Source organism: Stenotrophomonas sp. YJH_SMC_64, assembly GCF_059371375.1.
Map to the genome: position 1 here is coordinate 15848 of NZ_JCAFUN010000008.1, position 23490 is coordinate 39337.

The window sequence follows — 23490 nt, forward strand, 5'->3', positions numbered from 1 at the left end:
TTGTGGATGCCATGCACGTCGATACCCTCTGGTCCAACGTCCACCTGATGACCCTCGATGGCGAGGGGCTGGGTGTCATCCGCGATGGCGTGATGGCCTGCGCCGACGGCCGCATCGTCCATGTCGGCCCGGCCGGCAGCGACGCCCACCTGCAGCCGACCACCCGCATCGATGGCGAAGGCCGCTGGATCTCGCCCGGCCTGATCGACTGCCACACCCACCTGGTCTACGCCGGCAACCGCGCCAACGAATTCGAGCAGCGCCTGCAGGGCGTCAGTTATGCCGAGATCGCCCGTGCCGGCGGCGGCATCGTCTCCACCGTGCGCGCCACCCGTGCTGCCACCCCGGAACAGCTGGCCAGCGAAAGCCGGCCGCGCCTGCTGGCGATGCGTGCCGAAGGTGTGACCACGATCGAGATCAAGTCCGGCTACGGCCTGACCCTCCCCGACGAACGCAAGCAGCTGCAGGTAGCGCGTGCGCTGGGCGAGGAGTGCCGGGTCAACGTGGTGACCACATTCCTCGGCGCACACGCGATTCCGCCAGGCCGCGAGGCGCAGGAATACACCGACGAGGTGTGCAACGTGATGATTCCAGCCATCGCCGCCGAAGGCCTGGCCGAAGCGGTGGACGTATTCTGCGAGAACATCGCCTTCTCGCCGGCGCAGGCGCGGCAGGTCTTCGAAGCGGCGCGCGCCAACGGGCTGGCGGTGAAGATCCATGCCGAGCAGCTGAGCAACCAGCATGGCGCCGAACTGGCAGCCAGCTTCGGTGCCCTCTCGGCCGACCATATCGAACATCTGGACGATGCCGGCATCGCCGCGATGGCCGCCGCCGGCACCGTCGCCGTGCTGTTGCCCGGTGCCTTCTATTTCACCCGCGATACCACCCTGCCGCCGATCGCTGCGCTGCGTGCGGCCGGCGTGCCGCTGGCGTTGGCCACCGACAGCAATCCGGGCACTTCGCCGCTGACCAGCCCGCTGCTGGCGATGAACATGGGCGCCACCCTGTTCCGCCTGACCGTGGATGAGTGCATCGCCGGCTTCACCCGTGAAGCGGCGCGCGCGCTCGGACGCAGCGACCGCATCGGCCGCCTCGCCGTGGGCCTGGACTGCGACCTGGCGATCTGGGACATCGATGCCCCCGCCGACCTGGTCTATCGCATTGGATTCAACCCGCTGCACGCGCGCGTGGTGCGCGGACAGCCCGACCTGCCTGCCTCCTGGAGCAACACATGAGCAACACCCTGGTTCTTCGCCCCGGCCATGTCACTCTCGCCCAGTGGCGGCAGGTCTATCGCGGTGCGCCGCTTGCACTGGACCCGGCCGCGCTGCCGGTGGTGCGCGCCAGTGCTGCGGCGGTGGCCGCCATCGTCGCCAAGGGCGCGCCGGTGTATGGCATCAACACCGGTTTCGGCAAGCTGGCCAGCGTGCGCATCGAGCGCGAAGATCTGGCCACTCTGCAGCGGAACATCGTGCTCTCGCATGCCGCTGGCGTGGGCGAGTCGATGCCGGCCAGCGTGGTGCGCCTGATGATGGCGCTTAAGCTGGTCAGCCTGGCGCAGGGTGCGTCAGGCATTCGCGAGGAGACGCTGCTGCTGCTGGAAGCGATGCTGATCAAGGGCGTGCTGCCGGTGGTGCCCGCACAGGGCTCGGTGGGTGCCTCGGGTGACCTGGCGCCGCTCTCGCACCTGGCCAGCGTGATGCTGGGCGTAGGCGAAGCCTTCATCGGCGGCGAACGCCTGCCGGCGGCCGATGCACTGGCACGTGCCGGCCTGCAGCCGATCGAACTGGGCGCGAAGGAAGGCCTGGCGCTGCTCAACGGCACCCAGTTCTCCACCGCCTATGCGCTGGCGGGCCTGTTCGAGATCGAGACCGTGTTCCAGGCCGCACTGGTCACCGGCGCGCTGTCGGTGGAAGCTGCCAAGGGTTCCGACACGCCCTTCGACCCGCGCATACACGCGATCCGCGGCCAGCGCGGGCAGATCGCCACCGCCGCCACCCTGCGCGCGCTGATGCAGGGCTCGGACATCCGCGAGTCGCATCGCGACAACGACGTGCGCGTGCAGGACCCGTACTGCCTGCGCTGCCAGCCGCAGGTGATGGGCGCGGCGCTGGACATCCTGCGCCAGGCCGCGACCACGCTGGAAATTGAAGCCAACGGCGTGTCCGACAATCCGCTGGTGTTCACCGACACCGGCGAAGCGCTGTCCGGTGGCAACTTCCACGCCGAGCCGGTGGCCTTCGCCGCCGACATGCTGGCGATGGCGGTGTGCGAGATCGGTTCGATCAGCGAGCGCCGCCTGGCGATGCTGGTGGACCCGGCCCTGTCCGGCCTGCCGGCGTTCCTGACCCCGCGCCCGGGCCTGAATTCCGGCTTCATGATTCCGCAGGTGACCGCCGCCGCGCTGGTCTCGGAAAACAAGCAGCGCGCCTACCCGGCCAGCGTTGATTCGATTCCGACCTCGGCCAACCAGGAAGACCATGTGTCGATGGCCGCGCATGGCGCGCGCCGGCTGATGCAGATGGCCGAGAACGCCGCCAACGTGATCGGCATCGAGCTGCTGGCCGCCGCGCAGGGCTGTGATTTCCATGCGCCGCTGCGCTCCAGCGCCGCGCTGGAAACGGTGCGCGCCACCCTGCGTGCGCAGGTGCCGACGCTGGAAGAAGACCGCTATTTCCACCCCGACATGGTGACCGCCACGAATCTTGTGCGCAGTGGCGCGCTGGCGCAGGGCCTGGGCGATCTGTTGCCGACTGTGGAACCGCAGGCATGACGACCCTTCCTGAATGGTTGACGGTGCACGAGGGCGATGCCCCCCTCATCGTCAGCTTCCCGCATACCGGCAGCGAGCTGCCGCACGACCTGATCGGCGACTACCACTCGCCGTGGCTGGCCCGCCGCGATGCCGACTGGTGGGTGCACGAGCTGTACGACTTCGTGCGCGGCATGGGCGCGACCACGGTGCGCTCGGCGATCTCGCGTTCGGTGATCGACCTCAACCGCGATCCCAGCGGCGTGTCGCTGTACCCGGGCCAGAACACCACCGGCCTGTGTCCGCTGACCACCTTCGACAACCAGCCGCTGTACCACGCCGGGCGCGAACCGGACGAAGCAGAAATCGCCCGTCGTCGCGACACGTATTTCCTGCCTTACCACGATGCGCTGGCTTCGCAGATCACGCGCCTGCGTGCACGCCACGGCACCGTGGTGGTGTACGACGCGCACTCGATCCGCTCGCATATCCCGCACCTGTTCGAGGGCGAACTGCCGCAGTTCAACCTGGGGACTGCCGGTCCGTCCGGCGCACCGGACACCTCCTGCGACAACGCCCTGAGCGACGTGGTGGAAAACCTGCTGAAGATCAGCGGCATGAGCCAGGTGCGCAACGGCCGCTTCAAGGGCGGCTGGATCACCCGCCACTACAGCAACATCGCCGGCGGCGTGCACAGCCTGCAGATGGAACTGGCCTGCCGCGGCTACATGCACGAACCCCTGCCGGACCAGGTGGACGAACACAGCTGGCCCACCCCGCTCGACCCCGACCACGCCGCACCACTGCGCCACACCCTGGCGCAGGTGCTCAACGCCTGCCTTGAATTCGCTACGAACCGGAGCGCCGCATGACCCGCAACGACCCGTCCCGCACCATCGCCGCGCCGACCGGCACCACGCTCAATGCCAAGAGCTGGCTGACCGAAGCACCGCTGCGCATGCTGATGAACAACCTGCACCCGGACGTGGCCGAGCGCCCGCAGGAACTGGTGGTGTATGGCGGCATCGGCCGCGCCGCACGCGACTGGGAAAGCTTCGACGCCATCGTCGAAACGCTCAAGCGCCTGGACGATGACCAGACCCTGCTGGTGCAATCGGGCAAGCCGGTGGGCGTGTTCCGCACCCACGCCGATGCACCGCGCGTGCTGATCGCCAATTCCAACCTGGTGCCGCGCTGGGCCAACTGGGACCACTTCAACGAGCTGGATAAGAAGGGCCTGGCCATGTACGGCCAGATGACCGCCGGCAGCTGGATCTACATCGGTGCGCAGGGCATCGTGCAGGGCACCTACGAGACCTTCGTGGAAATGGGGCGCCAGCATTTCGGCGGCGACCTGACCGGGAAGTGGCTGTTCACCGGTGGCCTCGGCGGCATGGGTGGTGCACAGCCGCTGGCTGCCGTGATGGCCGGTGCCTCCTGCCTGGCCGTCGAGTGCCGCAAGAGCAGCATCGACATGCGCCTGCGCACCGGCTACCTCGACACCTGGACCGACAATCTGGACGAAGCGCTGCGCCTGATCGATGAATCGTGCAAGGCCGGTACGCCGAAGTCGGTGGGCCTGCTCGGCAACGTTGCCGATGTGCTGGCCGAACTGCTCAAGCGCGGCGTGAAGCCGGACCTGCTGACCGACCAGACCTCCGCGCACGACCCGGTGAACGGCTACCTGCCGCAGGGCTGGACGGTCGAACAGTGGGATGAGAAGCGCGCTTCCGCCCCCAAGGAAGTGGAGAAGGCCGCGCGTGCATCGATGGCCAACCACATCCGCGCCATGCTCGGCTTCCATGCGCTGGGCGTACCGACCGTGGACTACGGCAACAACCTGCGGCAGATGGCGCTGGAAGAAGGCGTGGCCAATGCGTTCGATTTCCCGGGTTTCGTGCCGGCCTACATCCGCCCGTTGTTCTGCCGCGGCATCGGCCCGTTCCGTTGGGCGGCACTGAGTGGCGACCCGGAAGACATCGCCAAGACCGATGCCAAGGTGAAGGAACTGATTCCGGACAACCCGCACCTGCACCGCTGGCTGGACATGGCCGCCGAGAAGATCAAGTTCCAGGGCCTGCCGGCGCGCATCTGCTGGGTCGGCCTGGGTGATCGTGATCGACTTGGCCTGGCGTTCAACGAGATGGTCGCCAACGGCGAACTGAAGGCGCCGGTGGTGATCGGTCGCGACCACCTGGACAGTGGCAGCGTCGCCTCGCCGAACCGCGAAACCGAAGCGATGGCCGACGGCTCCGATGCGGTGTCCGACTGGCCGCTGCTGAACGCCCTGCTCAACACCGCCAGCGGCGCGACCTGGGTGTCGCTGCATCACGGTGGTGGCGTCGGCATGGGCTTCTCGCAGCACGCCGGCATGGTGATCGTCTGCGACGGCACCGAGGCAGCGGCCAAGCGGATTGGCCGCGTGCTGTGGAACGACCCGGCCACCGGCGTGATGCGCCATGCCGATGCGGGGTACGACATCGCGATCGACTGCGCGAAGGAAAAGGGGCTGGATCTGCCAGGGATTCTCGGCTGATCGCAGGGGTGCCGGCCAGCGGCCGGCACTACCGGAAACGTGTGGTAGTGCCGGCCGCTGGCCGGCTCTCCCTGATGCGGGAATCGGTGCCCTTGACCCGCTCTTCCGACGTGACCAACATGCGCCATCACCGCTGATGGATCACCGCGATGTACCGCACCCTGGCCGTTGCATTGCTCTGCACGCTGTTTGCGATCCCACCCGTTTCGGCGCTTGAAACTGCCGGCGATCTTTCCAAGCAGCTCAGCACCCAGCTGCAGACCAACCGCGAACGCTACGGCATCGCCGGCCAGGCGGTACTGGTCGCCCACAACGGTCAGGTGCTGTACCAGGGCGCCAGCGGTGAACGTGATCCCGCTACCCATGCGCCCGCCACCGTCGAGACCATCTTCGCCGCGCAGTCGATGGCCAAGCTGCTGACCAGCACGCTGGTGATGCAGTTGGTCGACCAGGGCAAGGTGGATCTGGATGCACCGGCCAGCCGCTATGTGCCGGACCTGCCTGCAGCATGGCAGGCGATCCACGTGCGCGATTTCCTCAACCACAGCTCGGGTATCGGCGAGTACTACGATCGTGTCGACAACCGTTGGGTCAGCAAGGGCTACCCCGGTGTAGCCCCTGACCTTGGCGCTGCACTGAAGGTAGCCGGCGCGACACCGATGCAGTTCGCCACCGGCAGCCGCGTACAGTACACCCAGGCCAACTACCTGGTGCTGACCGCCTTGCTGGAAGCGCATTACCGCAAGCCCTACCCAGCCATCGCGCGCGAACGCATCCTGCAGCCATTGAAGATGGCCAGCACGTCATGGGCCATCGCCAGCGTGCCAGCCAAGCGCGCGGCGGTGCCTTACATCGGCAAGGACGGCCAGCTGCAGCCGGCCAATGAAGATGCCTGGCCGGATTACGGCTGGGGCCATGCCGATCTGCAGACCAGCGTGGGCGACATGAACCGTTTCCTGCAGGCGCTGGCGAGCGGAAAGCTGGTGCGCACGGCGACCCTGGAAAAGCTCTGGCAGCCGCAGAAACTGAGCGGTGGCGGTAGCAATTTCTTCTCCACCGGTTGGGACACCACCCGAAGCGACGGCTACACCCAGGTCGGCCACGATGGTGGCACCCGTGTACGTGCGCGATTGGCCTACAAGGGCACGCTGGCCAGCGGCTACTGGGTGTTCGTGTACCTGACCAACGGCAGCGCCCGCAATGTCTGGTCCAGCACGCTGGTGGAGAGCATGATGGGGGTGGCCGCGCCCGGGGAGTTTCCGCATGCGGTGTTGTCCGAGCGGTTGATCGGCTATGCGCGGGATGACAGCACCGATGCGAAACCGCAGATGCGTAGCTGGCTGCGCGACAGCAATGGCGTTCCCACAGGTGAACTGGAACGTGCGATCAACGGTGATGGCTATGCCATCCGCGAGAGTCTGGGTGCCAGCAAGGCGCTGAAAGTGTTCGCGCTCAACGCCGAGTTGTATCCGGATTCGGCCAACGCGTGGGACAGCCTGGCCGAGTGCCATGCGGCATTGGGCGATAGGGAAGCGGCTGATCGGCTGTACGCGAAGGCCAAGGCGCTGGCGAAGCCCTCGCCCTAAACCCTGCTGCAGAGCCGAGCCCATGCTCGGCTGCTCTTCGTTGCGATCTCAGGAGACCCCCGCTGCGCGCGATAGCCGAGCATGGACTCGGCTCTACATGGATGTTGCGGGCGGCCATACGCCGCCGGTGGGTGACGTGACGCCGCCGAACTGTTAACTTGCGCGCCACTTTTGTGGTTTACAGCATTCCCGCATGTCGCTCTCGTCGTACCGCCCCACCCCCTCGCTGCTGTTCCTGGCCGTTTCCCTCGGCCTCTCTTCCACCGCCGCTGCGGCCCCACAGGCCACCACGCTGGATGCCGTGCAGGTCACCGCTGCCGCCGATGCCAGTGCCCAGGCGCGCGTGGCACTGAAGCGTGTACCCGGCGCCGGCAACGTCATCGACGTGGCCAAGGCCGACAGCCGCCTTTCCAGCAGCGCCGATGTGCTGGCCTACCAGCCGGGTATCAGCGCGCAGTCGCCGGGCAACGAAGGCACCAAGATCTCGATCCGTGGCTCGGGCATCAACCGGGGCCCGGGCGCGCACGCCTCGGGCATTGCAGTGTCGATCGACGGTCTGCCACTGACCGGCCCGGGCGGCACGCCCTACGAGCTGCTGGAACCGCTGTGGCTGTCGCGCGTCGAAGTCCTGCGCGGCGCCAACGGCTTCGAGCGCGGGGCGCTGGCGCTGGGCGGTGCCATCGACTACGTCAGCCGCAGCGGTCGTGATTCGGCGGGCGTGCAGCTGCACTACGAAGCCGGCAGCCGTGGCTACCAGAAGCGCGGCATCAGCTGGGGCGGCGTCAGTGGTGATGTCGACTACTTCCTGGCCTACACCGATACCGAATTCGACGGTTACCAGCGTCATTCGCGCGGCGACGGCAAGGGTGCGATGGCCAACATCGGCTGGCAGATCACGCCCGACCTGCAGACGCGCTTCTTCGTGCGCTATCGCGAAACCAATCATGAAACGCCCGGCCGCCTGACCCGCGATCAGATCCGCAACGATCCGCGTGCCGCGAATGCGGCCAACCTGGCCATCGATGCGCGTCGCCCGCAGCCGGGCAGCACCTGGGTGGGCAACGTCACCACGCTGCAGATCGATGAGGACTCCTCGTTGCAGGCCGGGCTGGTCTATCACAAGTACCCGATGGACTTGAACGAGAGCCTGTACCGGCAGCAGCTGGACTACGCCAACCTCAACGCCACGCTGGACTACCGCCGCCGCCACCGGCTGTTCGGCCTGGACAGCGAGACCACGGTCGGCCTGCGCGTCACCCACGATCTGGACGCCGATGTGCGCGAGTCGCTGCGCTTTGCCAGCAACGGCTATGCCGCGGGTACGCGCACGCGTGACTTCCGGCACCACGGCACCGACAGCACGCTGCACGTCAGCAATACCCTCACCTTCAATGACCGCCTGCGCATGCAGACCGGGCTGGCGCTGATCAAAACCCGCCGCGATGTGCAGGTGACCTGGCCAAGCAGCGGTGGCCGCCTGCGCGACCACGACTGGGACTATGCGCCGCGACTGGGCTTCACCTGGCAGCACAGCGCCCAGACCCAGTGGTTCGGCAACCTCAGCCGCTCGGTGGAGGCGCCGCACCCCTGGTCGATGATCTGGGGCTCGAACCAGTACTTCGGGCCAGGCAATGGCCCGTCCAGCGGCCGCCAGCGCGCGCCGGTGCCGATGCAGAACCAGACCGCCACCACGCTGGAACTGGGCGCGCGCGGTGACGCGGCGCTGGGCCGCTGGGAACTGACCGGCTACTACGCACACGTGAACCACGAACTGCTGAGCGTCGAACTGCAACCGGTGCCGAACCTGTTCATCGCCGAGAACAACGCCAGCCCCACCGTTCACCGCGGCATCGAGGCCGGATTGGACAGCACGCTGTGGCAGGCTGCACCGGGCCGCCTGTCGCTGCGCCAGGCGTATACCTTCAGCGATTTCCGCTATCGCCACGACGCGCGTTTCGGCAGCAACCGCCTGCCCGGCCTGCCGCGCCACGCCTACCAGGCCGAGCTGCGCTTCGATCATGCATCCGGCCTGTACGCCGCGCTCAATACCGAATACGCCTCGCGCATCGCCGTCGACTACGCCAACAGCTACTGGGCTGACAGCCATGTGATCTTCGGCAGCCGCATCGGCTACGACGCACCCGGTGGCCGCTGGCAGGCCTGGGCGGAGATGCGCAACCTCGGCAACCGCCACTACGCCGCCACGGTCACGCCGGGCTACGACGACGCCGGCAAGGATGTCGCGCGCTCGACCCCGGGCGATGGGCGTGGCGTCTATGCGGGCGTGCGCTGGCGCTTTGACTGATGACCGCAGGCGGCGCCGGGTGTGATCCGGCGCCGTCGTTCCAGGATCAGCCGATACGCCAGGCCGGCAGGCGCTCGCTGCGCTTCCAGATGGAAGGTGCGAAACCAATCAACGCCAGCGCCGCCAGCCACTTCGGTGAGGTATTGAGCAGTGTCGAGGTAAGCGAACCATCGACAGGGGCGGCCATTTCCTGCCACGGGTTGTAGCCCAGGTAGACGACGCTGCCAGCCCACCACAGCAATGCCACACCGACACCCACCAGCAACAGAGCCAGCGTGCGGCAGGTCCAGCGCTGCGAGGTGGTGCCCCACTCGCGGGACGCCGCTACCAGCAGGCCCACCACCAGCAGCGACACCAGTGCAACCAGCCCGATATCGACCTTGTGCCCGATACGCTCGTAGGTGCAGGCGCGGCATCGCGCCTCTTCCGCGGCAGTGGCGGCTTCGGCGCCATCGGCCTCCCCGGCTGCGGGCTGCGCCAGTGCCGCAAACGGCATCAATACTGCCAGCAGCGTCACCATGATCCAACGAAACAACGTCCTGTTCCTGCGTGCAGCGACATCCATGCGCTCTTCCTCGTCAGTGGTTGTACGTCCAGGGCCGCAGTATGCGGCCGTCCCATACGCCGCCCAGACCCCGTTCCGGGGGTTCGGCCATCCAGCGTTCTTGTTCCCGATGCAGCACGACAAGCTCCCGGTAGACGAAATCGTCGGAACACGAATCCCAGGCGACCGCAATCATAGCCCACTGCCCATCGACGCTGAAAACAGGCCGGGTCAGATAGGCGACGTGGTCGTATGTCCGAGTCGGCCCATGCACCGTTGCCCCGCACCCTTGCTCCCGCAGCGCTCGAAGCCCCGCGCCGTCCATCCGCTGCGCACCGGCCAATGCGGCCGCAGGCACTGGCGTGGACCGGCGATTGACGGGAACCAGGTCCGCCTGCAGCTGCAACCGCAGCGCATGGATGTCCGGCGGCCACCGGTCGTCCAGCGGCAGGACCAGGTCGTCCACCTCCTGGCAGATGGAGGCACTGCTGCCCGGCCAGCAATAGGGCAAGGTCTGCTCCATCACGTAGATGTCCTCCCCCACCGGGTCGGTCAACTGCGGCTGTTCCTGCGGGCGCCATTGATCAACGCGCGTGGACGGTGTCTGCGGTGCGCTGGGCACCTCGCTCAGCGACGATGGCAGAACTGGCGTTGGCTGCGGCACTGGCGGGGGTGGAGGGGGGAATGGGGGGCTCTGCCGGATCGCCAGCGCCATCGCCTCCGCCTGCATCTGCGCTGTTCCCAGGTTGATCGGTAGCCGACCGATCTCCTGCTGCCACCTCGGGCGCAGGCTGCAGATCCCGGCCATGAGCGCCAAGGCCGACAGCGCCGCCGCCAGCGATGCAATGCGTCGCCAGGCGATCCGTTGTTGGCAGTCACGGTCTGGCTTGAACGAGGTATCTGTCATCACGACTCCGGCAACGCGGGCCACAGGCCCTGTCCAAAGCTCGTATAGCGGACAGGCTCCACTCGAACACGCTCCCAGCCGCCCTTCCTGCGATGCAGAAGGTAGAGGACACGCATCGCCGTTCCTCCACTGCACAGATCCGAGGCGATCGATGCCATTGCCCAGTTCCCATCCAGGCTGAACACAGGACGCTGCAGATAGACAACGCCCAGATCCGGACTGCCCGGGCCACCCGTGCATCCCTCGATACCGCGCGCGCGCCGTTGCTGAAGCTCGTCCCACGTCATCCGTTGCGCCCGCACGTGTGCAAGCTCGAACGCGAGACCGGGTACCCGTGAAGCCCGGCGGTTCGCAACCTGCAGCATCGACTCCAGATGCTGCTGCAGTTGAAAGGACGCCGCACTGTCATCATCGCGCCACTCGACGACGCTGTGACGAACCTGGCAGACCGGGGCGGGATATCCTTCACCGCAGGAAGGCGCAGTCCATTCCATCACAGCGAATGGAATGTCGGGCTCCCAGCCGCGCGGCTCGAAGTGTGCTGGCGCGACGTCTTCCAGCCGCACCTCTGCGGTCGCGAACCCACTGTTACCGGCCAGCATCGGGGAGGAGACTCCTCTCATTGGAATCGGTGGAACCGGCGGCTTTCCTGGCGGTGTCGGTCGCAGGTCGATGAGCTCTGCCATCACTTCGGCCTGCATCCGTGCCGTTCCCAGACTGATCGGAGGCGGGCCGACTTCCCGCCGCCACTGCGGGCGCACGCTGACCATCAGCGCTACGACTGCAACCATCGATAGAACGACCGTTGTGGCCAGGACGCGTTTCCTTGCAATGCGCTGTCGCATGAAGATCCTGGAAAAAGTGAAGCACAGAGGAAATCGCCCGGAATTGCAGTACTACCCGGCCAGCACTACCGCCATCGGGTAGCGCAGCGGCATTGCATCGACAGCGGCCGCCCACTGCAGACCCGAGGCATGGAAAACGGTGGCGCCGGTCAACGCGACGATCATGGCCACCGCGTGCGCGGCCAGCCGCACGCACGACTTCACTGCCGCGGCTCCTGGGCAACTTCAATGCACTGATTGAAAAATGGCGCGAGTTCTTCATGCCGCCGCCAGCGGGCGCGTGGCATTGCGGCCAGGGACCTCAGAAACCTGATACTGCATGCGGACATCCTTGCCGGGCACGCGTAGGCGGTGGTGGACGGATTCTAGCGCGATGGGGCCGTGGGTCCATCACCCACAGGCCGCACTGGCGCCGGCCTTGTACCCGCGCGCCGGCGGCTGGATTATGATTTTCCACCAGAAGAGCTATGCGCCACGGCATGCACGCCTCCCAGTTCACCCGCGCCACCGCGCTCGTGATGTTCGTTCCAATGATCGGCCTCGCCGGTTGGGGTTCGTGGTTTGGTAGCCGCTGCTTCAGCGATGGCTGCCTCGGCGTCCTGGTGGCATGGCTTGCCGCCGTGGCCACCTTTGCGGTGCAGACGTTGCTGGTGCTCCCGACGCATGCCTGGGCCCTCAAGCGGCAGGGATCCCCCGCCTCCCGCGGCTACCTGCGTTGGCTTGGCGCGTCGGCCATCGCTGCCTTCCTGCCCATCGTGCTCGGCTGGGGCTACCTGATGATCTTCCGATGACCTGCTGCACGTCCTCCGCACACGTATAGCCGGATCAAGGAGGCGCGGCGGCCTTCAGCAACTGCGCGGCCACCTGGTCGAACGGGGCGATGTCCTGCAGTGCGCGGCACATCGCCACGGCGCCTTCCACGCTGGCGATCACCAGGCTGGCCAGTCCATTCGCCGCCGCAGGTTCGTGGCCGTCGGCAATGAAGGCTGCGGCCAGATGCCCCTGCCAGCGCACGAACACCTCTGCGGCGGCCACGCGCGGTTGGCTGGTAACCGCCTCGACCGGCTCTTCGACGGCAGCGGCCAGCACCGGACAACCCGCGCGGAACCCGGAGCGCAGCAGGCGCTCGCGCCACATCGCCAGGAACTGCTGCAGGCCCTGCACGGCCCCGCCCTTCAACAACTCAACGAGGAGCGCCTCCACCTTGTCACCAGCCATGTGGGTGGCGCGCGCCAGCAGCTCCTGCTTGCCGCCGGGAAAGTGGTGATAGGTGGAGCCCAGCGGCGCCTCGGCCAGCTTGGTCACCTCACGGATACTGGTGGCATTGAGACCCACGCGCGCCAGCATCTGTGCCGCAGCATCAATCACGCGTTGTGGCGCATCAGAGGGGCGCGGGCTCACGGCAGGCTCCTTGCCAGGACAGTCGTCATACATTAGCGTATCGGCGATACTATAACAGTCGTCATAACCATGAATCTCTGGTTCCGCCTGCTCCACCTGCTGCTGTGCAGCCTGTTCCGGCCGAAGCTGGAGGCGCCGTTCGGGGTCTCGCGGCTGCAGTTCCGGGTGCTGCCCAACGATCTGGACAGCAACCTGCATATGACCAACGGCCGCTACTGGAACATCTTCGACCTGGGCCGGCTGGACCTGATCCTGCGCATGGGCCTGGGCCGGGTGGCACTGCGCGAGAAGTGGGCACCAATCGTCGGCGCCGGCACCATCCAGTTCCGCCGCGAGCTGAAGCCGTTCCAGCGCTTCACCCTGGAAACGCGCCTGGTCGGCTGGGTCGGCTCGCGCGGCATCATGGAGCAGCGCGTGCTGATCGGGCCCGAGCAGAAGATCGCCACCCGTGCGCTGCTGGTCACCGGCATCTACGACCGTCGCGCGCGCCAGTTCCTGGGCATGCCGAAGATGATGGAAGCGATCGGTGTGGTTGCCCCGCCGTCGCCGCCGCTCAGTGCAGCCGCCGAGGCGCTGCTGGCGGCCGATGCGGCGTTGAAGCAGGACGACGCCTGAGGCACCTCAGCCTACCTTCGGCATGTTCTTGGTCACGCAATGGATGCCGCCACCGCCACCGGCGATCGCATCGATGTCCACCTGTTCGATCACACGACCGGGATACATGTCTTCCAGTAGTTCACGGCAGAAGCCATCGGCTGCGTCGTCACCGAACTGCGGCGCGACCACCGCGCCGTTGATCGGCAGGTAGTTGATGTAGCCCATCGCCAGATCATCGTTGTCGCGGGTATGCACGTTGTCGCGCCCGTCCAGCGGCGGCGGCAGCGTGTGCACCTGCAGGCGGCGACCATCGGCATCGATGGCCCCGCGCAGAATGTCCAGATGCTCGCGGGTCAGATCGTAGTCGTAGGACTCCGGATCGTTGTCCAGGTTGGCGATCACTACGCCGGGGCGCACGAAGCGCGCATAGAAATCCACATGCGCGTCGGTGATGTCTTCGCCGGCAATGCCGGGCAGCCAGATCACCTTGCGCAGGCCGAGGTGGTGCATCAGCTCGGCCTCGATATCCGCGCGCGACCAGCCGGGATTGCGATTGCGGTTCACCCAGCAGCTTTCGGTGAGGATGGCCGTGCCATGGCCATCGACTTCGATGCCGCCACCCTCGCCCACCAGATCGCTTTCCAGCAGCGTGGCACCGGTCACCTGCGCCAGCCACGGCGCCACCGCACCATCGTTCCGTGCGCTCTGCTTGCCGCCCCAGCCGTTGAAGTTGAAATCAACCAGGCCCAGCCCGCCCTTGCCATCGGTGACGAAACATCCGCCGTAGTCGCGCACCCAGATGTCATCCAGCGGCACCTCGAGGAACTCGATGTTGTCGCGGCCGCAGCGATCCTGCGCCAGCTTCCGCTGCGCCGGGCGGCACAGCACACTAACGGGCTGGTGGCGGGCGATGGTGCGGGCCAGGCGTGCCACGGCGGTGTTCACCGCATCGGCCTGCGCGCCCCACACCCGCGGTTGCGCGGCGAAGGCCAGGAAAACGCGTTCCTGCGGCCCGTGCTCGTCCGGCATGCGCCAGATACCCGCACCCGGCCCCGCTGCGGATACGCGCGTCGGCAGCCCTGTCAGGCCGAGGGCGGCCAGGCCGCCAAGGCCAGCGGCGCCCGCCAGCTGGGTGAGGAAGTGACGACGGCTGCTCATGACGGGCTTCAGGGCCGGTGTGGGATGGACCTATGCTGCGCTTGCGTATCGATAAGCACAAACGATAGATTCAGCCACCAATTGAACAGTTTTACTTATCTGAAATGCTGAAGCATTGGCCACCGCTGAACGCGCTGCGTGGTTTCGAGGCCGCCGCCCGCCTGGGTAGTTTCCACAGGGCGGCCGAGGAACTGCACCTGACCCAGTCGGCCATCAGCCAGCAGATCCGGGGTCTGGAAGCCTCGCTGCAGCAGCCGTTGTTCTTCCGGCAGGGCCGCAGCGTCACCCTCACCGACGCCGGCATCGACCTGCTGGAAACCACCCAGTCCCTGCTGCGGCAGCTGGCCAGCGGCATCCGCCGGCTCGATCAGTACCGCAAGCCGAATCAACTGATCGTCAACACCAGTCCAGCCTTTGCCCGGCATTGGCTGGTGCCGCGCCTGGCCAGCTTCCACCGCCTGCATCCCGACGCCGACCTGTGGCTGCTGACCAGCGAGGAGGCACCGGATATGACCACGCAGACGCTGGACGTGGCGGTACGCGATGACCTCGACTCACAGGCGCAGTGCCAGCATCGCGTGCTGCTGCAGGATCGCCTCTTTCCGGCCTGCCATCCGGCCCTGCTCGCCACGCCGGTGCACGAACGCCTCACCCTGCATGGCGAGCGCGAAATGGACTGGAGCCAGTGGCAGGTACAGGGGGGCGCCGATGTCGGCCAGCGCCGCGAAGGCATGAACTTCTCCGAACCCGGGCAGCTGCTGGATGCTGCCTGCCAAGGGCTGGGTATCGCCCTGGTCAGCGAGCTGCTGGCGGCACGCGCCTGCGATCAGGGGCTGCTGCAGCCGCTGGATGAGGCACGCGTGCGCGGCCCGCGCTGGAGCTGGCTGGTGCATGAGGACAGCGCGGCCGATCCGCTGGTGATCAGTTTCTGTGAGTGGTTGCTGGCGAGTCTGCCCGCAGAAGCTACTTCTGCTCCAGCGCGCGTTTGACCGCTGCCTCGGCCAACGGCGCCATCACCGCATAGCCCTTCGCCGTGGGATGCACGCCATCCTCGGCCAGCTGCGGATCGAGCCCTCCGGCGGCATTGGCCATCGGCGTGTAGTAGTCCAGATAGACCAGCTGCTGCGCATCGGCATAGCGCTTCAATGCCGTGTTCAATGCACGCACCTTCGGCGCTGGCGCTGTTCCCGGCAGCCACGGGTAATCGTTGACCGGCAGCACCGATGCCAGCACCACGGCGATGCCATGTGCACGCGCCAGGTCCACCATCGCGTGCAGGTTGTCCTCGATCATCGCCTGCGTGGACGGGCCGGTGTTGCCGGCAATGTCGTTGGTGCCGGCCAGGATCACCACCACCTGTGGCTTCAGTGCCAGCACGTCCTGCGGGAAGCGCACCAGCATCTGCGCCGTGGTCTGGCCGCTGATGCCGCGGTTGAGCCAGCCCTTGCCGGGGAAGAATCCGGCGCTGCCTTCCGCACCCCAGCCTTCGGTGATCGAGTCGCCGAAGAACACCACGCGCGGCTGGCCCGGCACGGCCGCAGGCAGTCGCGCGTTGGCATCACGATAGCGCTGCAACTCCGGAAAATCGGCCAGGCGCTGCTGCATGAAACGAACCTCGTCGGGGCGCAACTGGTCGATGGGCGTCTGCAGCAGCGGATTGACTGCGACGACTTCGGCGGCACCCAGCGGAGAAGCCAACGCGAGGCCCAACGTCACGACGGTTGCAGCGGCAAGCTCAACAGGTCCACGCATGCGGGTACTCCTGAAATCATCCTGCGCAGTCTAACGCCCTGCCCTGTGCTCAGCGTGCAGCCGTACGCGCCGCTACACCCGTGACTTTCGCCGGCATCCACATGCCCGGCGTCCAGCCGCTGGCGGCCAGGATCGTCTTCGGGTTGTCCTGCTGGATCAGCGCATGCACCGCATCACGCTTGTCCTTGGCCTGCAGGTAATAGGCCTTGGCGATGCGGTAACCCACCCAGTACCCCAGGTCGTAGGGTTCCTGCGAGCCCGGCTTGTAGTTGTACAGCCACGGCGACAGATCGGTGCTGTCCAGATCCAGCGCGAACGCGCTTTCGACATGCACTTCCCGGCCACGGGTCCAGGCCGCGTGACGCCCATTGCCGACGTTGCCGGAAATCAGCTCGGCGATGAACTCGGCGATGCCCTCGCCCAGCGAAACACGCAGCACTGTCGCGCGCGGGTCACCCGGCTCGAAGTCGATCAGGCCGGTCTGCTGGATGTGCACGTATTCGTGTGCGATCACATGCACGAAGCGATCCTGCACATTGGCATTCATGAAGTCGGCCGCGCACAGCGCTTCCAGACCAATGATCACGCCGCTTTTCGAGGTCAGCCCGACCGGCCGGCCGCGGCCCACCGCGATGGTCACCGGCGGGAACCGGGTCTGCGGGTAGATCGCCTGCAGGTTGGAAAACACCTGCGTCAGGCGTTGCTTCACCGCGGGCAGTTCGGCCAGGCAGTTTCGTCCCTGTGCATACAGCTCGGGCTGGCTGGCGATGGACTCGGCAATGCGTTCGGGAGTGACCCGGCGCGCCTTGGCCAGTTCGGCCAGGCCGGCCGAACCCTCGGCCAGGTATCCACGCAGCTGCGCAACGCTGGGCTTGCCGCCAGCGCTGTCATAAAGTGCATAGAAACGGCTGACATCCTCGGTGAGGATCTGCGGCCCTGCCGGTACCGCTGCGGTGGCCACGCCTACCGCCCCGGCACAGGCCAGGGCCAACAGGCCGCGCAGGATCATGAACATCGCTCCGTCCTTGGTGGAGTGCATGCGAAGCGCGCAATCTATCACTCCGCCCGGCCCACTGCAGCAGGCGGATGCGGGCGCACCGGCGCTGTGCCAGACTCGCTTCGGCACCTGCCATGGAAGATGGAGCACCGCACGATGATGATCGTTCCCGCGTATTGGGCCGAAGCCCGCCTGCAGGCCCGTTTCCGTGGCCGGCCGGTGGTCGTGCGCCGCTTCGGCTGGTCCGACGAAGGCCCTGCCGAGGCGCAGGTGCACGCCGATCGCCGCGCCAACGAAGCCCTCAATGCCATCCTCGCCGGGCAGGCGCTTCCTCGACGCGAAGTGCGCAGCAACTACGGCGTGGAGGGTGTGCCGATCCGCGAGCAGATCGTGCAGCGCGACGGCGACGTCATCATTACACGCAACAGCTACGGTGCGCTGTGCCTGAACACCCCGGACGTGCTGTTCGCCGACATCGATCATGCGCAGCCACCTGCCGGTTGCGTGATGCCTGCAATCATCGCCGCAGTGCTGCTGTTCGCTGGCGCCGTCATCGGCACTCTGATCTGGCACTGGCTGGTGGGACTGGTGCTGGGGGTGGCAGCGGTGCTGCTGGTCAACACGGCGATGCTGATGCAGCGCAAGCGGCGCCTGGCCGCGGCCGGTGGCGCCGAAGGCGTAGCCCTGCAGCGGGTCGCGGCCTTCAGCGAACAGCATCCGGACTGGCATCTGCGTACGTACCGCACGCCGGCTGGATTGCGCGTGCTGGCCATGCACGCCACGTTCCTGCCCGAAGACGAGCAGCTTCAGGCGTTCTTCAGAACGCTGGGCGCCGACACCCTGTACGCGCGCATGTGCCGGCTGCAGCACTGCTTCCGTGCGCGCCTGACACCAAAGCCGTGGCGCGTTGGCCTGAGGTACCGCATCCGTCCGCCGGTGGCCGCGTGGTCAGCCGAGCAGGCCAACAACCCGGATCGCCTGGCCTGGATTGCCGAGTACGAAAAGAAGAGTGCCGGCTTCGCCGCGTGCGCCTACCTGCGCAGTTTCGGTGATACCACGCGCATCCATGCCAAGGCCGAGCACGTGCGCGAACTGCACGACCGGTTGGCGCATGCGCAGGACCGCCTGCCGTTGGCGTGAGCTCGGGTGCTCAATCAGCGCTCTGCACGAACGGCTGCCCTGCCAGGGTAGTGCCCAGCCGCACCGCAATCTGCTGTTCACCCTTCTCGAAGGTCGTCGCGCACTGCTTCCCGCCCTTCTGGCACCCCACTTCCGGAAAGCCCTCCAGCGATTCCGGCGCGCCCTGCGCCGGCTTCACCTGCCATCCCGCAGCATCCAGCAGGCGCTTGGCCTTGGCGTAGGGCATGCCGGCGATGATCCCCAGCTGCGCCAGCTCGGTGGGCAGCGACTGGGCATGGGCGTTTGAAACCAGGACCAACGACAACGTTGCAGCAAGAACGATGGCTTTCATTGCACCGACCCGGGACGAACTCACAGGGCCAGCCTAGCCCATCTGCGTGGCACGCGAATGTGCCGGTAACACGTCGTTACCGAGTCTCCACAGTTGATTGCAGAGCACGTGCGGCTGGTTACAGCCGAGCGTGGGCTCGGCGCTACAGCAGGATGCAGGAAGGCCACCCGGAGGTGGCCTTCCTGTTCCTTCACTTGGCGTTCTTCACGTAGGTGTCGAACCAGTTCAGCATTTCCGACACCAGCTGCTCGTTCGACTCCAGCGCGGTGTACCAGTGCGGTTCGTTCGGCAGCATCACCAGGCGGGTGGTGCCGCCGTTGCCACGAATGGCCTGGTACAGCTTGCGCGACTGGAACGGCTCGGTGCCCGGGTTGGCGTCGTCCTCGCCGTGGACCAGCAGCAGCGGCAGCTTGATCTTGTCGGCATAGAAGAACGGCGAGGCCTTCAGGTACACGTCCTGCGCCTGCCAGACCGAGCGGCGTTCGTTCTGGAAGCCGAACGGGGTGAAGGTCTTGTTGTACGAACCACTGGTCGCCACGCCGGCCTTGAACAGCTTGGTGTGCGCGATCAGGTTGGCGGTCATCAGGCCACCGTGGCTGTGACCGGTCACGCCGATGCGGTTGCGGTCGACCACGCCCATGTCCACGGCCTTGTCCACCGCCGCCTTGGCGTCGGCTTCCAGCTGCTCCAGATAAGTGTCGTACGCGTTCTTCGGGTCCCCGACGATCGGGAACGAGGCGTTGTCGATGATCGCGTAGCCGGCCAGCAGCATCAGGCGGTACGGCTGCAGACGGGTGAAGGTCTGCTGCGAACCGGACACCTGGCCGGCCTGCGCGGCATTGGCGAAGTCGGCCGGGTACGCATACAGGATCGCCGGCACGCGCTGGCCTTCCTTGTAGCCCGGCGGCGTGTACAGGGTGAACGACAGGTCCACGCCGTCGGCACGCTTGTAGGTCACCAGCTGCTTCTTGATCTGGCGCACCTCCGGGGTCGGGTCGACCAGCTTGGTCAGCGCGGTCGCGGTGGACGCGAACTGCGCCTCGCCGGTCTTCGCATCAGCCACTGCCTCACCCTGCTGGCGGATGAAGGCGTTCGGAGGATCGATCACCGACTGGTGCCAGGTCAGGTAGCGCCCCGGCGTGCTGCTGAAACCGAGGAACTGTTCGTAGGCGTCGGCACTGCTGCGGAACAGGCGCTCGCTCTTCAGGGTGCCCAGGTCCAGGCGGTCCAGGAACGGACGGTCGCCCTGCGGCGACGCGCCACGGCCGCTGAGGAACACATGGTTGCCCTCACGGCGCACCACCTGCGCGCCATTCGGCAAGCGGGTAAAGACCAGGTTGCCGGGGTTGCCATACAGCTCGTCGCTGGACATGTCCCACAGCAGGCGGCCTTCCTTCTTCGGCTGGTCCACATCGACGATGCGGGTCTGCATCCAGTGGCGGTTCTCGTCGTTCTCGTACTGGAACGCCACGGCCGGATCGGCGGTCCACGCGAAGCCCTCAAATCGCTGCGCGGTACGGGTGATTTCGGTCGGCTTGCCGTTGAACGGGGCCTTCAGCATCAGCACGCGGTCGCGGTGCGGCACGTTGACCTTCCAGTCGCCCTTGTCCAGTGCCTCGGCATAGACCAGGGTGGCCGGATCGGTGGCACGCCAGTCGAAGCCACGCGGGCCTTCCGGCACGCCATGCACCGGTACGCGGTCGGCCAGCGGCAGGCTGGCAATCGGCGTGGATTTGCCGCTGGCGATGTCCAGCACGGCCACGTCGTTGGCGAAGCGCTGGTAGGTCACCGCATGCGAGTACGGCGCCTTGATCGATTCGGTCAGCACGTGCACGCCATCGGGTGCGGCGCTGACTTCGTTGAACAGCGCCGGCTGCCCGACCGGACGCACGCTGTTGGCGGCGGTATCGACCACGGCCAGCTGCGAGGCACCGTAATAAGCGAACAGCTTCTCGTCATGCACGCTGGTCAGCGTGTCGCGGGCTTCGTAGGTGCTGCTCTCGCCACTGCTGCCCAGCGACTCCTGTGCATCCGGGCCGGTCGGTACGCCGCCGTTGGAAGGTGCCGGGCCCTGGTTGGCCGGTACGAGTTTCACCAGCAGGTTCTGGCTGCCGCCCAGCCACTGCACGGTGTAGCCGAAGATCGGGTTCAGCTGCACATTCGGCACCTGCTTCACCTGCCCGGTGGCCGCATCGCCCACCCACAGCTGCACGCTGGTATCAACCGCATTCTGGAAGGCGAAATGGCTGCCATCGGCCGACCACAGCGCGCCGGTGGCGCAGCCCTGCGGCAGGTTGACCTTGGTTTCCTTGCCGCTGCCGATGTCGACCAGGGTGAAGTCGGCCACGCAGGCCGGAATGCCGTAGCCACCGGGCGTGTCATGGCGGCTGCGGTTCTTCGGCTCCAGGCGCACGCCGGCCAGCTTCAGGTACGGCTGGGCGACGCGGCTGATCGACGGGTAGGTTTGCGCGGTGGTCAGCAGCAGGCGCTGGCCGCCCGGGGCCACGTTCGGCGCCGGCGGCGGCGGTGCCTTCAACACCTTGAGCAGGTGTTCCGGCGGCTTCGCGTAATCGGCAAGCGCCGGGCCAGCGGCCAGCAGGCCGACGGTGGCAACGGCAACCGCCGCTGCCAGAGAGGTTCGACGGATGAGCATCCTTATCCCCTGAGGTGTGAATGGGCGCCCGGAATCGGGCATGGACCCGAATCTAGCACCGCAGGGGTTGTCGTGAATGGGCCGGAAGGACTAGTGGCCGGATGGGGCAAAGTGCGGCCCGAAGCGCAGCCTCCCCGCTTTTCAACAGCCAGCCGCAGAGCGCGCTAAGCCTTTCGGGCCAAGGGTCCCAGCGAATTTCGGCTCTGTCCGCGCAAATTGCCGTTCGAGTCAACAATGGGATGCAGGTCTCGACCGCGCCAAAATTTGGAGATGCGATCTTCTACCCTGTAATTCATGATCCTGCGCAACATCTATCTCTACCTGAACCCAGACGAGCATTGGGGCGATCCAATCTCAGATCTCGGGTTTTCGCTGGGCACCACGTTCGGATTAAAAACCAGATATATCTGCAATTATCTGGAGCGCCATCTCAAGAAGCTGCGTTTCAGAACGGCTGGCTTCAACAAGATCTGTATTCAAGGATCGAAGCTGGAAACGGCAACATGGGCTGTGCAGGGCGCCCATGCCGTTGTTCCGGGTGTTTCATTTAACGCCAGCGTTTATGAAGCACTTGACGATGACAACAGGCACGAGCTTTACATCGCCATGACCCTGGACGGACTCTCCGTTCTGGCAGAACACCACGCCATCCCGATTTCGGAGATCCTCGACGGAATTGCCGAATTCAGGGCCGCCGGGTACAAGAACGAATGGGTGCACCAAACCAAGTGCTATCGCACTGATCGGGTTCGAGCAACGCTCCACTGCAGCCTCAAACCAAACAACTTCAGCATGACACTGGACATCAGCAAGGACGGTCATACCGTGCTGAGGGAGGTCATCCTGGAATGTCTGCCGGACGAAATCATTTTTGCCCATCGACTTGGCAGTCTTGAGTGGTGCGAGGACACGATCACTGTCCGCCAGAAGGATGGGGCGATCCTCTATCGCTCTACAAGCCAATGAATCCCTCAGATCCAGCCAAAAGGTCGACAGGTACTATCAGATGGAAGCCTGGGCAGCATGTCGTACTCAAGCTGAGGGAAGATCTATTCACGATTGCGCAGATGCGCAACAGACCAGTAATGCGCTTTTTCGATATCTGCTCAAGTGAAGATTCTTGGGATTCCCCTGACTTGAGCCAATACCGTCCATTGTTCCAAGTGTTCGTCGGAACGGTGGTCCACCAACGACTGGCAATGCGGAAGATAGCCATTGGTACCCGTTGCCTGATTGAGCTTCCCAACTACTGGATTCGCCCCTACAGTTCAATGGATCGGCAGTATTTCACGGGTTCCGCCGACAGCCTATTCTTTGGTGGGCGGCTGATCGATCTAGGACCCGGGAATGATCTTGATGTCACACAAGCTCCCGTAATCAAGCACAGCCTCTCAGTCGACGACGACCGGGAAGCGATCGAAGCGTTCGAGCTGACCAACATGTGGGGGAGTGACGACCTCCAGGACAGGCTTGTTCGACATTTCACCACTGGGATAGATCGGGACGATCTCAAATTTGTGATCTTTCCCGATCTTTGGCCCGATCGTCAGGCATTGAGCCCGCTGACCCGCAGATTGCCCGAACGGCTGCGCTAGCTGAGTTCGGTCCCAACAGGGCAATCCGTTGCACCTGCCAGACTTGGCCTGGCACTACTGCTGCGCGTGCAGGTCCCAGGTGGCCAGGTAATCGGGATCGACCACGATCATGCCGCTGGTGCGCATGCGGTACTCGCCGGGCTCGGCTGGTTGGTACTGGTCCAGCATCGGCGGCAGATAGCGCTCGTGGCCATCATTCTCGTCGGCCAGCACCACGCCCTCGTCGGCGCTGATGCGCAACACCGTGCCGGCGTACTGCTCCAGCCCCTTCACCTGGCCGTCGCCGCCATAGCGGGTGACCCCGACCAGTACGACCTTGCCGATCATTTCTTCCGCCTTGGCATCGTCCAAGGTCGGCAGAATGGGAGTGAATTCGTCGCTCATCGGTGCA

Annotated in this window: 23 protein-coding genes; 12 read left to right on the forward strand and 11 right to left on the reverse strand. The window is 66.0% G+C overall.

Going from position 1 to position 23490, the window contains the following annotated elements; genetic code table 11:
• Positions 1 to 11 precede the first annotated feature (11 nt).
• The 6 genes from hutI to AC5P9L_RS09855 all read left to right on the forward strand — a co-directional run bounded on the left by hutI (position 12) and on the right by AC5P9L_RS09855 (position 9179).
• A complete protein-coding gene (gene hutI, locus AC5P9L_RS09830) occupies positions 12 to 1235 on the forward strand; it encodes an imidazolonepropionase (RefSeq protein WP_062607459.1) in 1224 nt (407 codons plus the stop codon).
• Positions 1232 to 2773, forward strand: a complete 1542-nt coding sequence (hutH, locus tag AC5P9L_RS09835) for a histidine ammonia-lyase (RefSeq protein ID WP_087803501.1) — start codon at positions 1232 to 1234, stop codon at positions 2771 to 2773. The genes hutI and hutH overlap by 4 nt, the downstream gene beginning before the upstream one ends.
• Positions 2770 to 3624, forward strand: coding sequence for an N-formylglutamate deformylase (gene hutG / locus AC5P9L_RS09840; RefSeq protein WP_012480727.1), 855 nt, complete (start codon positions 2770 to 2772; stop codon positions 3622 to 3624). The genes hutH and hutG overlap by 4 nt, the downstream gene beginning before the upstream one ends.
• The gene (hutU, locus tag AC5P9L_RS09845; RefSeq protein WP_043034618.1) at positions 3621 to 5288 is read left to right on the forward strand and encodes a urocanate hydratase; all 1668 of its coding nucleotides are present in this window, start codon (positions 3621 to 3623) and stop codon (positions 5286 to 5288) included. The genes hutG and hutU overlap by 4 nt, the downstream gene beginning before the upstream one ends.
• 149 nt (positions 5289 to 5437) lie before the next feature.
• Positions 5438 to 6874, forward strand: coding sequence for a serine hydrolase domain-containing protein (locus AC5P9L_RS09850; protein ID WP_049459705.1), 1437 nt, complete (start codon positions 5438 to 5440; stop codon positions 6872 to 6874).
• Between the two features lie 193 nt (positions 6875 to 7067).
• Positions 7068 to 9179 (forward strand): TonB-dependent receptor family protein, encoded by a 2112-nt coding sequence (locus tag AC5P9L_RS09855; protein WP_262101910.1) that lies wholly within the window; start codon positions 7068 to 7070, stop codon positions 9177 to 9179.
• 46 nt (positions 9180 to 9225) lie between these two features.
• On the opposite strand, the gene AC5P9L_RS09860 is transcribed toward AC5P9L_RS09855, so the two are convergent.
• The 4 genes from AC5P9L_RS09860 to AC5P9L_RS09875 are packed head-to-tail and all read right to left on the reverse strand — an operon-like array spanning position 9226 to position 11679.
• The gene (locus AC5P9L_RS09860; protein ID WP_043034615.1) at positions 9226 to 9744 is read right to left on the reverse strand and encodes a hypothetical protein; all 519 of its coding nucleotides are present in this window, start codon (positions 9742 to 9744) and stop codon (positions 9226 to 9228) included.
• Between the two features lie 13 nt (positions 9745 to 9757).
• The gene (locus AC5P9L_RS09865) at positions 9758 to 10630 is read right to left on the reverse strand and encodes a hypothetical protein (protein WP_262101911.1); all 873 of its coding nucleotides are present in this window, start codon (positions 10628 to 10630) and stop codon (positions 9758 to 9760) included.
• The gene (locus AC5P9L_RS09870) at positions 10630 to 11475 is read right to left on the reverse strand and encodes an energy transducer TonB (RefSeq protein ID WP_262101912.1); all 846 of its coding nucleotides are present in this window, start codon (positions 11473 to 11475) and stop codon (positions 10630 to 10632) included. Before AC5P9L_RS09870 ends, AC5P9L_RS09865 begins: the two co-directional genes overlap by 1 nt.
• 51 nt (positions 11476 to 11526) lie before the next feature.
• Positions 11527 to 11679, reverse strand: a complete 153-nt coding sequence (locus AC5P9L_RS09875) for a hypothetical protein (protein WP_005410201.1) — start codon at positions 11677 to 11679, stop codon at positions 11527 to 11529.
• A 275-nt stretch (positions 11680 to 11954) separates the two neighbouring features.
• Between AC5P9L_RS09875 and AC5P9L_RS09880 the strand changes: the two genes are divergently transcribed.
• Positions 11955 to 12266, forward strand: a complete 312-nt coding sequence (locus AC5P9L_RS09880; protein WP_224481963.1) for a hypothetical protein — start codon at positions 11955 to 11957, stop codon at positions 12264 to 12266.
• 34 nt (positions 12267 to 12300) lie between these two features.
• Here the strand turns inward: AC5P9L_RS09880 and AC5P9L_RS09885 are convergent, their stop codons facing one another.
• A complete protein-coding gene (locus AC5P9L_RS09885) occupies positions 12301 to 12876 on the reverse strand; it encodes a TetR/AcrR family transcriptional regulator (RefSeq protein WP_049397601.1) in 576 nt (191 codons plus the stop codon).
• A gap of 69 nt (positions 12877 to 12945) precedes the next feature.
• Between AC5P9L_RS09885 and AC5P9L_RS09890 the strand changes: the two genes are divergently transcribed.
• The gene (locus tag AC5P9L_RS09890) at positions 12946 to 13491 is read left to right on the forward strand and encodes a thioesterase family protein (protein WP_049397600.1); all 546 of its coding nucleotides are present in this window, start codon (positions 12946 to 12948) and stop codon (positions 13489 to 13491) included.
• A gap of 6 nt (positions 13492 to 13497) precedes the next feature.
• Here AC5P9L_RS09890 and AC5P9L_RS09895 read toward each other — a convergent pair whose 3' ends face one another.
• Positions 13498 to 14631, reverse strand: coding sequence for an agmatine deiminase family protein (locus AC5P9L_RS09895; RefSeq protein WP_262101913.1), 1134 nt, complete (start codon positions 14629 to 14631; stop codon positions 13498 to 13500).
• Between the two features lie 104 nt (positions 14632 to 14735).
• On the opposite strand from AC5P9L_RS09895, the gene AC5P9L_RS09900 reads away from it, so the two are divergent.
• Positions 14736 to 15620, forward strand: a complete 885-nt coding sequence (locus tag AC5P9L_RS09900; RefSeq protein WP_262101914.1) for a LysR family transcriptional regulator — start codon at positions 14736 to 14738, stop codon at positions 15618 to 15620.
• Here AC5P9L_RS09900 and AC5P9L_RS09905 read toward each other — a convergent pair.
• Together AC5P9L_RS09905 and AC5P9L_RS09910 are read right to left on the reverse strand one after the other, a co-directional pair.
• Positions 15595 to 16383 carry an SGNH/GDSL hydrolase family protein gene (locus tag AC5P9L_RS09905; RefSeq protein WP_262101915.1) on the reverse strand — a complete coding sequence of 263 codons (789 nt, stop codon included), beginning with the start codon at positions 16381 to 16383 and terminating at the stop codon, positions 15595 to 15597. The genes AC5P9L_RS09900 and AC5P9L_RS09905 overlap by 26 nt on opposite strands.
• A gap of 49 nt (positions 16384 to 16432) precedes the next feature.
• A complete protein-coding gene (locus AC5P9L_RS09910; protein ID WP_279915727.1) occupies positions 16433 to 17398 on the reverse strand; it encodes a DUF2268 domain-containing putative Zn-dependent protease in 966 nt (321 codons plus the stop codon).
• A gap of 138 nt (positions 17399 to 17536) precedes the next feature.
• On the opposite strand from AC5P9L_RS09910, the gene AC5P9L_RS09915 reads away from it, so the two are divergent.
• On the forward strand, positions 17537 to 18520 hold the full coding sequence (locus tag AC5P9L_RS09915; RefSeq protein WP_043034683.1) for a hypothetical protein: 984 nt from the start codon (positions 17537 to 17539) through the stop codon (positions 18518 to 18520).
• A 10-nt stretch (positions 18521 to 18530) separates the two neighbouring features.
• On the opposite strand, the gene AC5P9L_RS09920 is transcribed toward AC5P9L_RS09915, so the two are convergent.
• Together AC5P9L_RS09920 and AC5P9L_RS09925 are read right to left on the reverse strand one after the other, a co-directional pair.
• On the reverse strand, positions 18531 to 18851 hold the full coding sequence (locus AC5P9L_RS09920; RefSeq protein WP_005410210.1) for a hypothetical protein: 321 nt from the start codon (positions 18849 to 18851) through the stop codon (positions 18531 to 18533).
• A 190-nt stretch (positions 18852 to 19041) separates the two neighbouring features.
• Positions 19042 to 21504: a S9 family peptidase gene (locus tag AC5P9L_RS09925; RefSeq protein ID WP_012480743.1), complete on the reverse strand. Its 2463-nt coding sequence runs from the start codon at positions 21502 to 21504 to the stop codon at positions 19042 to 19044.
• Between the two features lie 294 nt (positions 21505 to 21798).
• On the opposite strand from AC5P9L_RS09925, the gene AC5P9L_RS09930 reads away from it, so the two are divergent.
• On the forward strand, positions 21799 to 22470 hold the full coding sequence (locus AC5P9L_RS09930; RefSeq protein WP_099529912.1) for a hypothetical protein: 672 nt from the start codon (positions 21799 to 21801) through the stop codon (positions 22468 to 22470).
• The gene (locus AC5P9L_RS09935) at positions 22467 to 23099 is read left to right on the forward strand and encodes a DUF8309 domain-containing protein (RefSeq protein ID WP_487251138.1); all 633 of its coding nucleotides are present in this window, start codon (positions 22467 to 22469) and stop codon (positions 23097 to 23099) included. The genes AC5P9L_RS09930 and AC5P9L_RS09935 overlap by 4 nt, the downstream gene beginning before the upstream one ends.
• Positions 23100 to 23153: 54 nt before the next feature.
• Here the strand turns inward: AC5P9L_RS09935 and AC5P9L_RS09940 are convergent, their stop codons facing one another.
• Entirely contained in the window at positions 23154 to 23483 is a 330-nt protein-coding gene (locus AC5P9L_RS09940; protein ID WP_005413891.1) for a hypothetical protein, read from the reverse strand.
• Between the last annotated feature and the right edge of the window lie 7 nt (positions 23484 to 23490).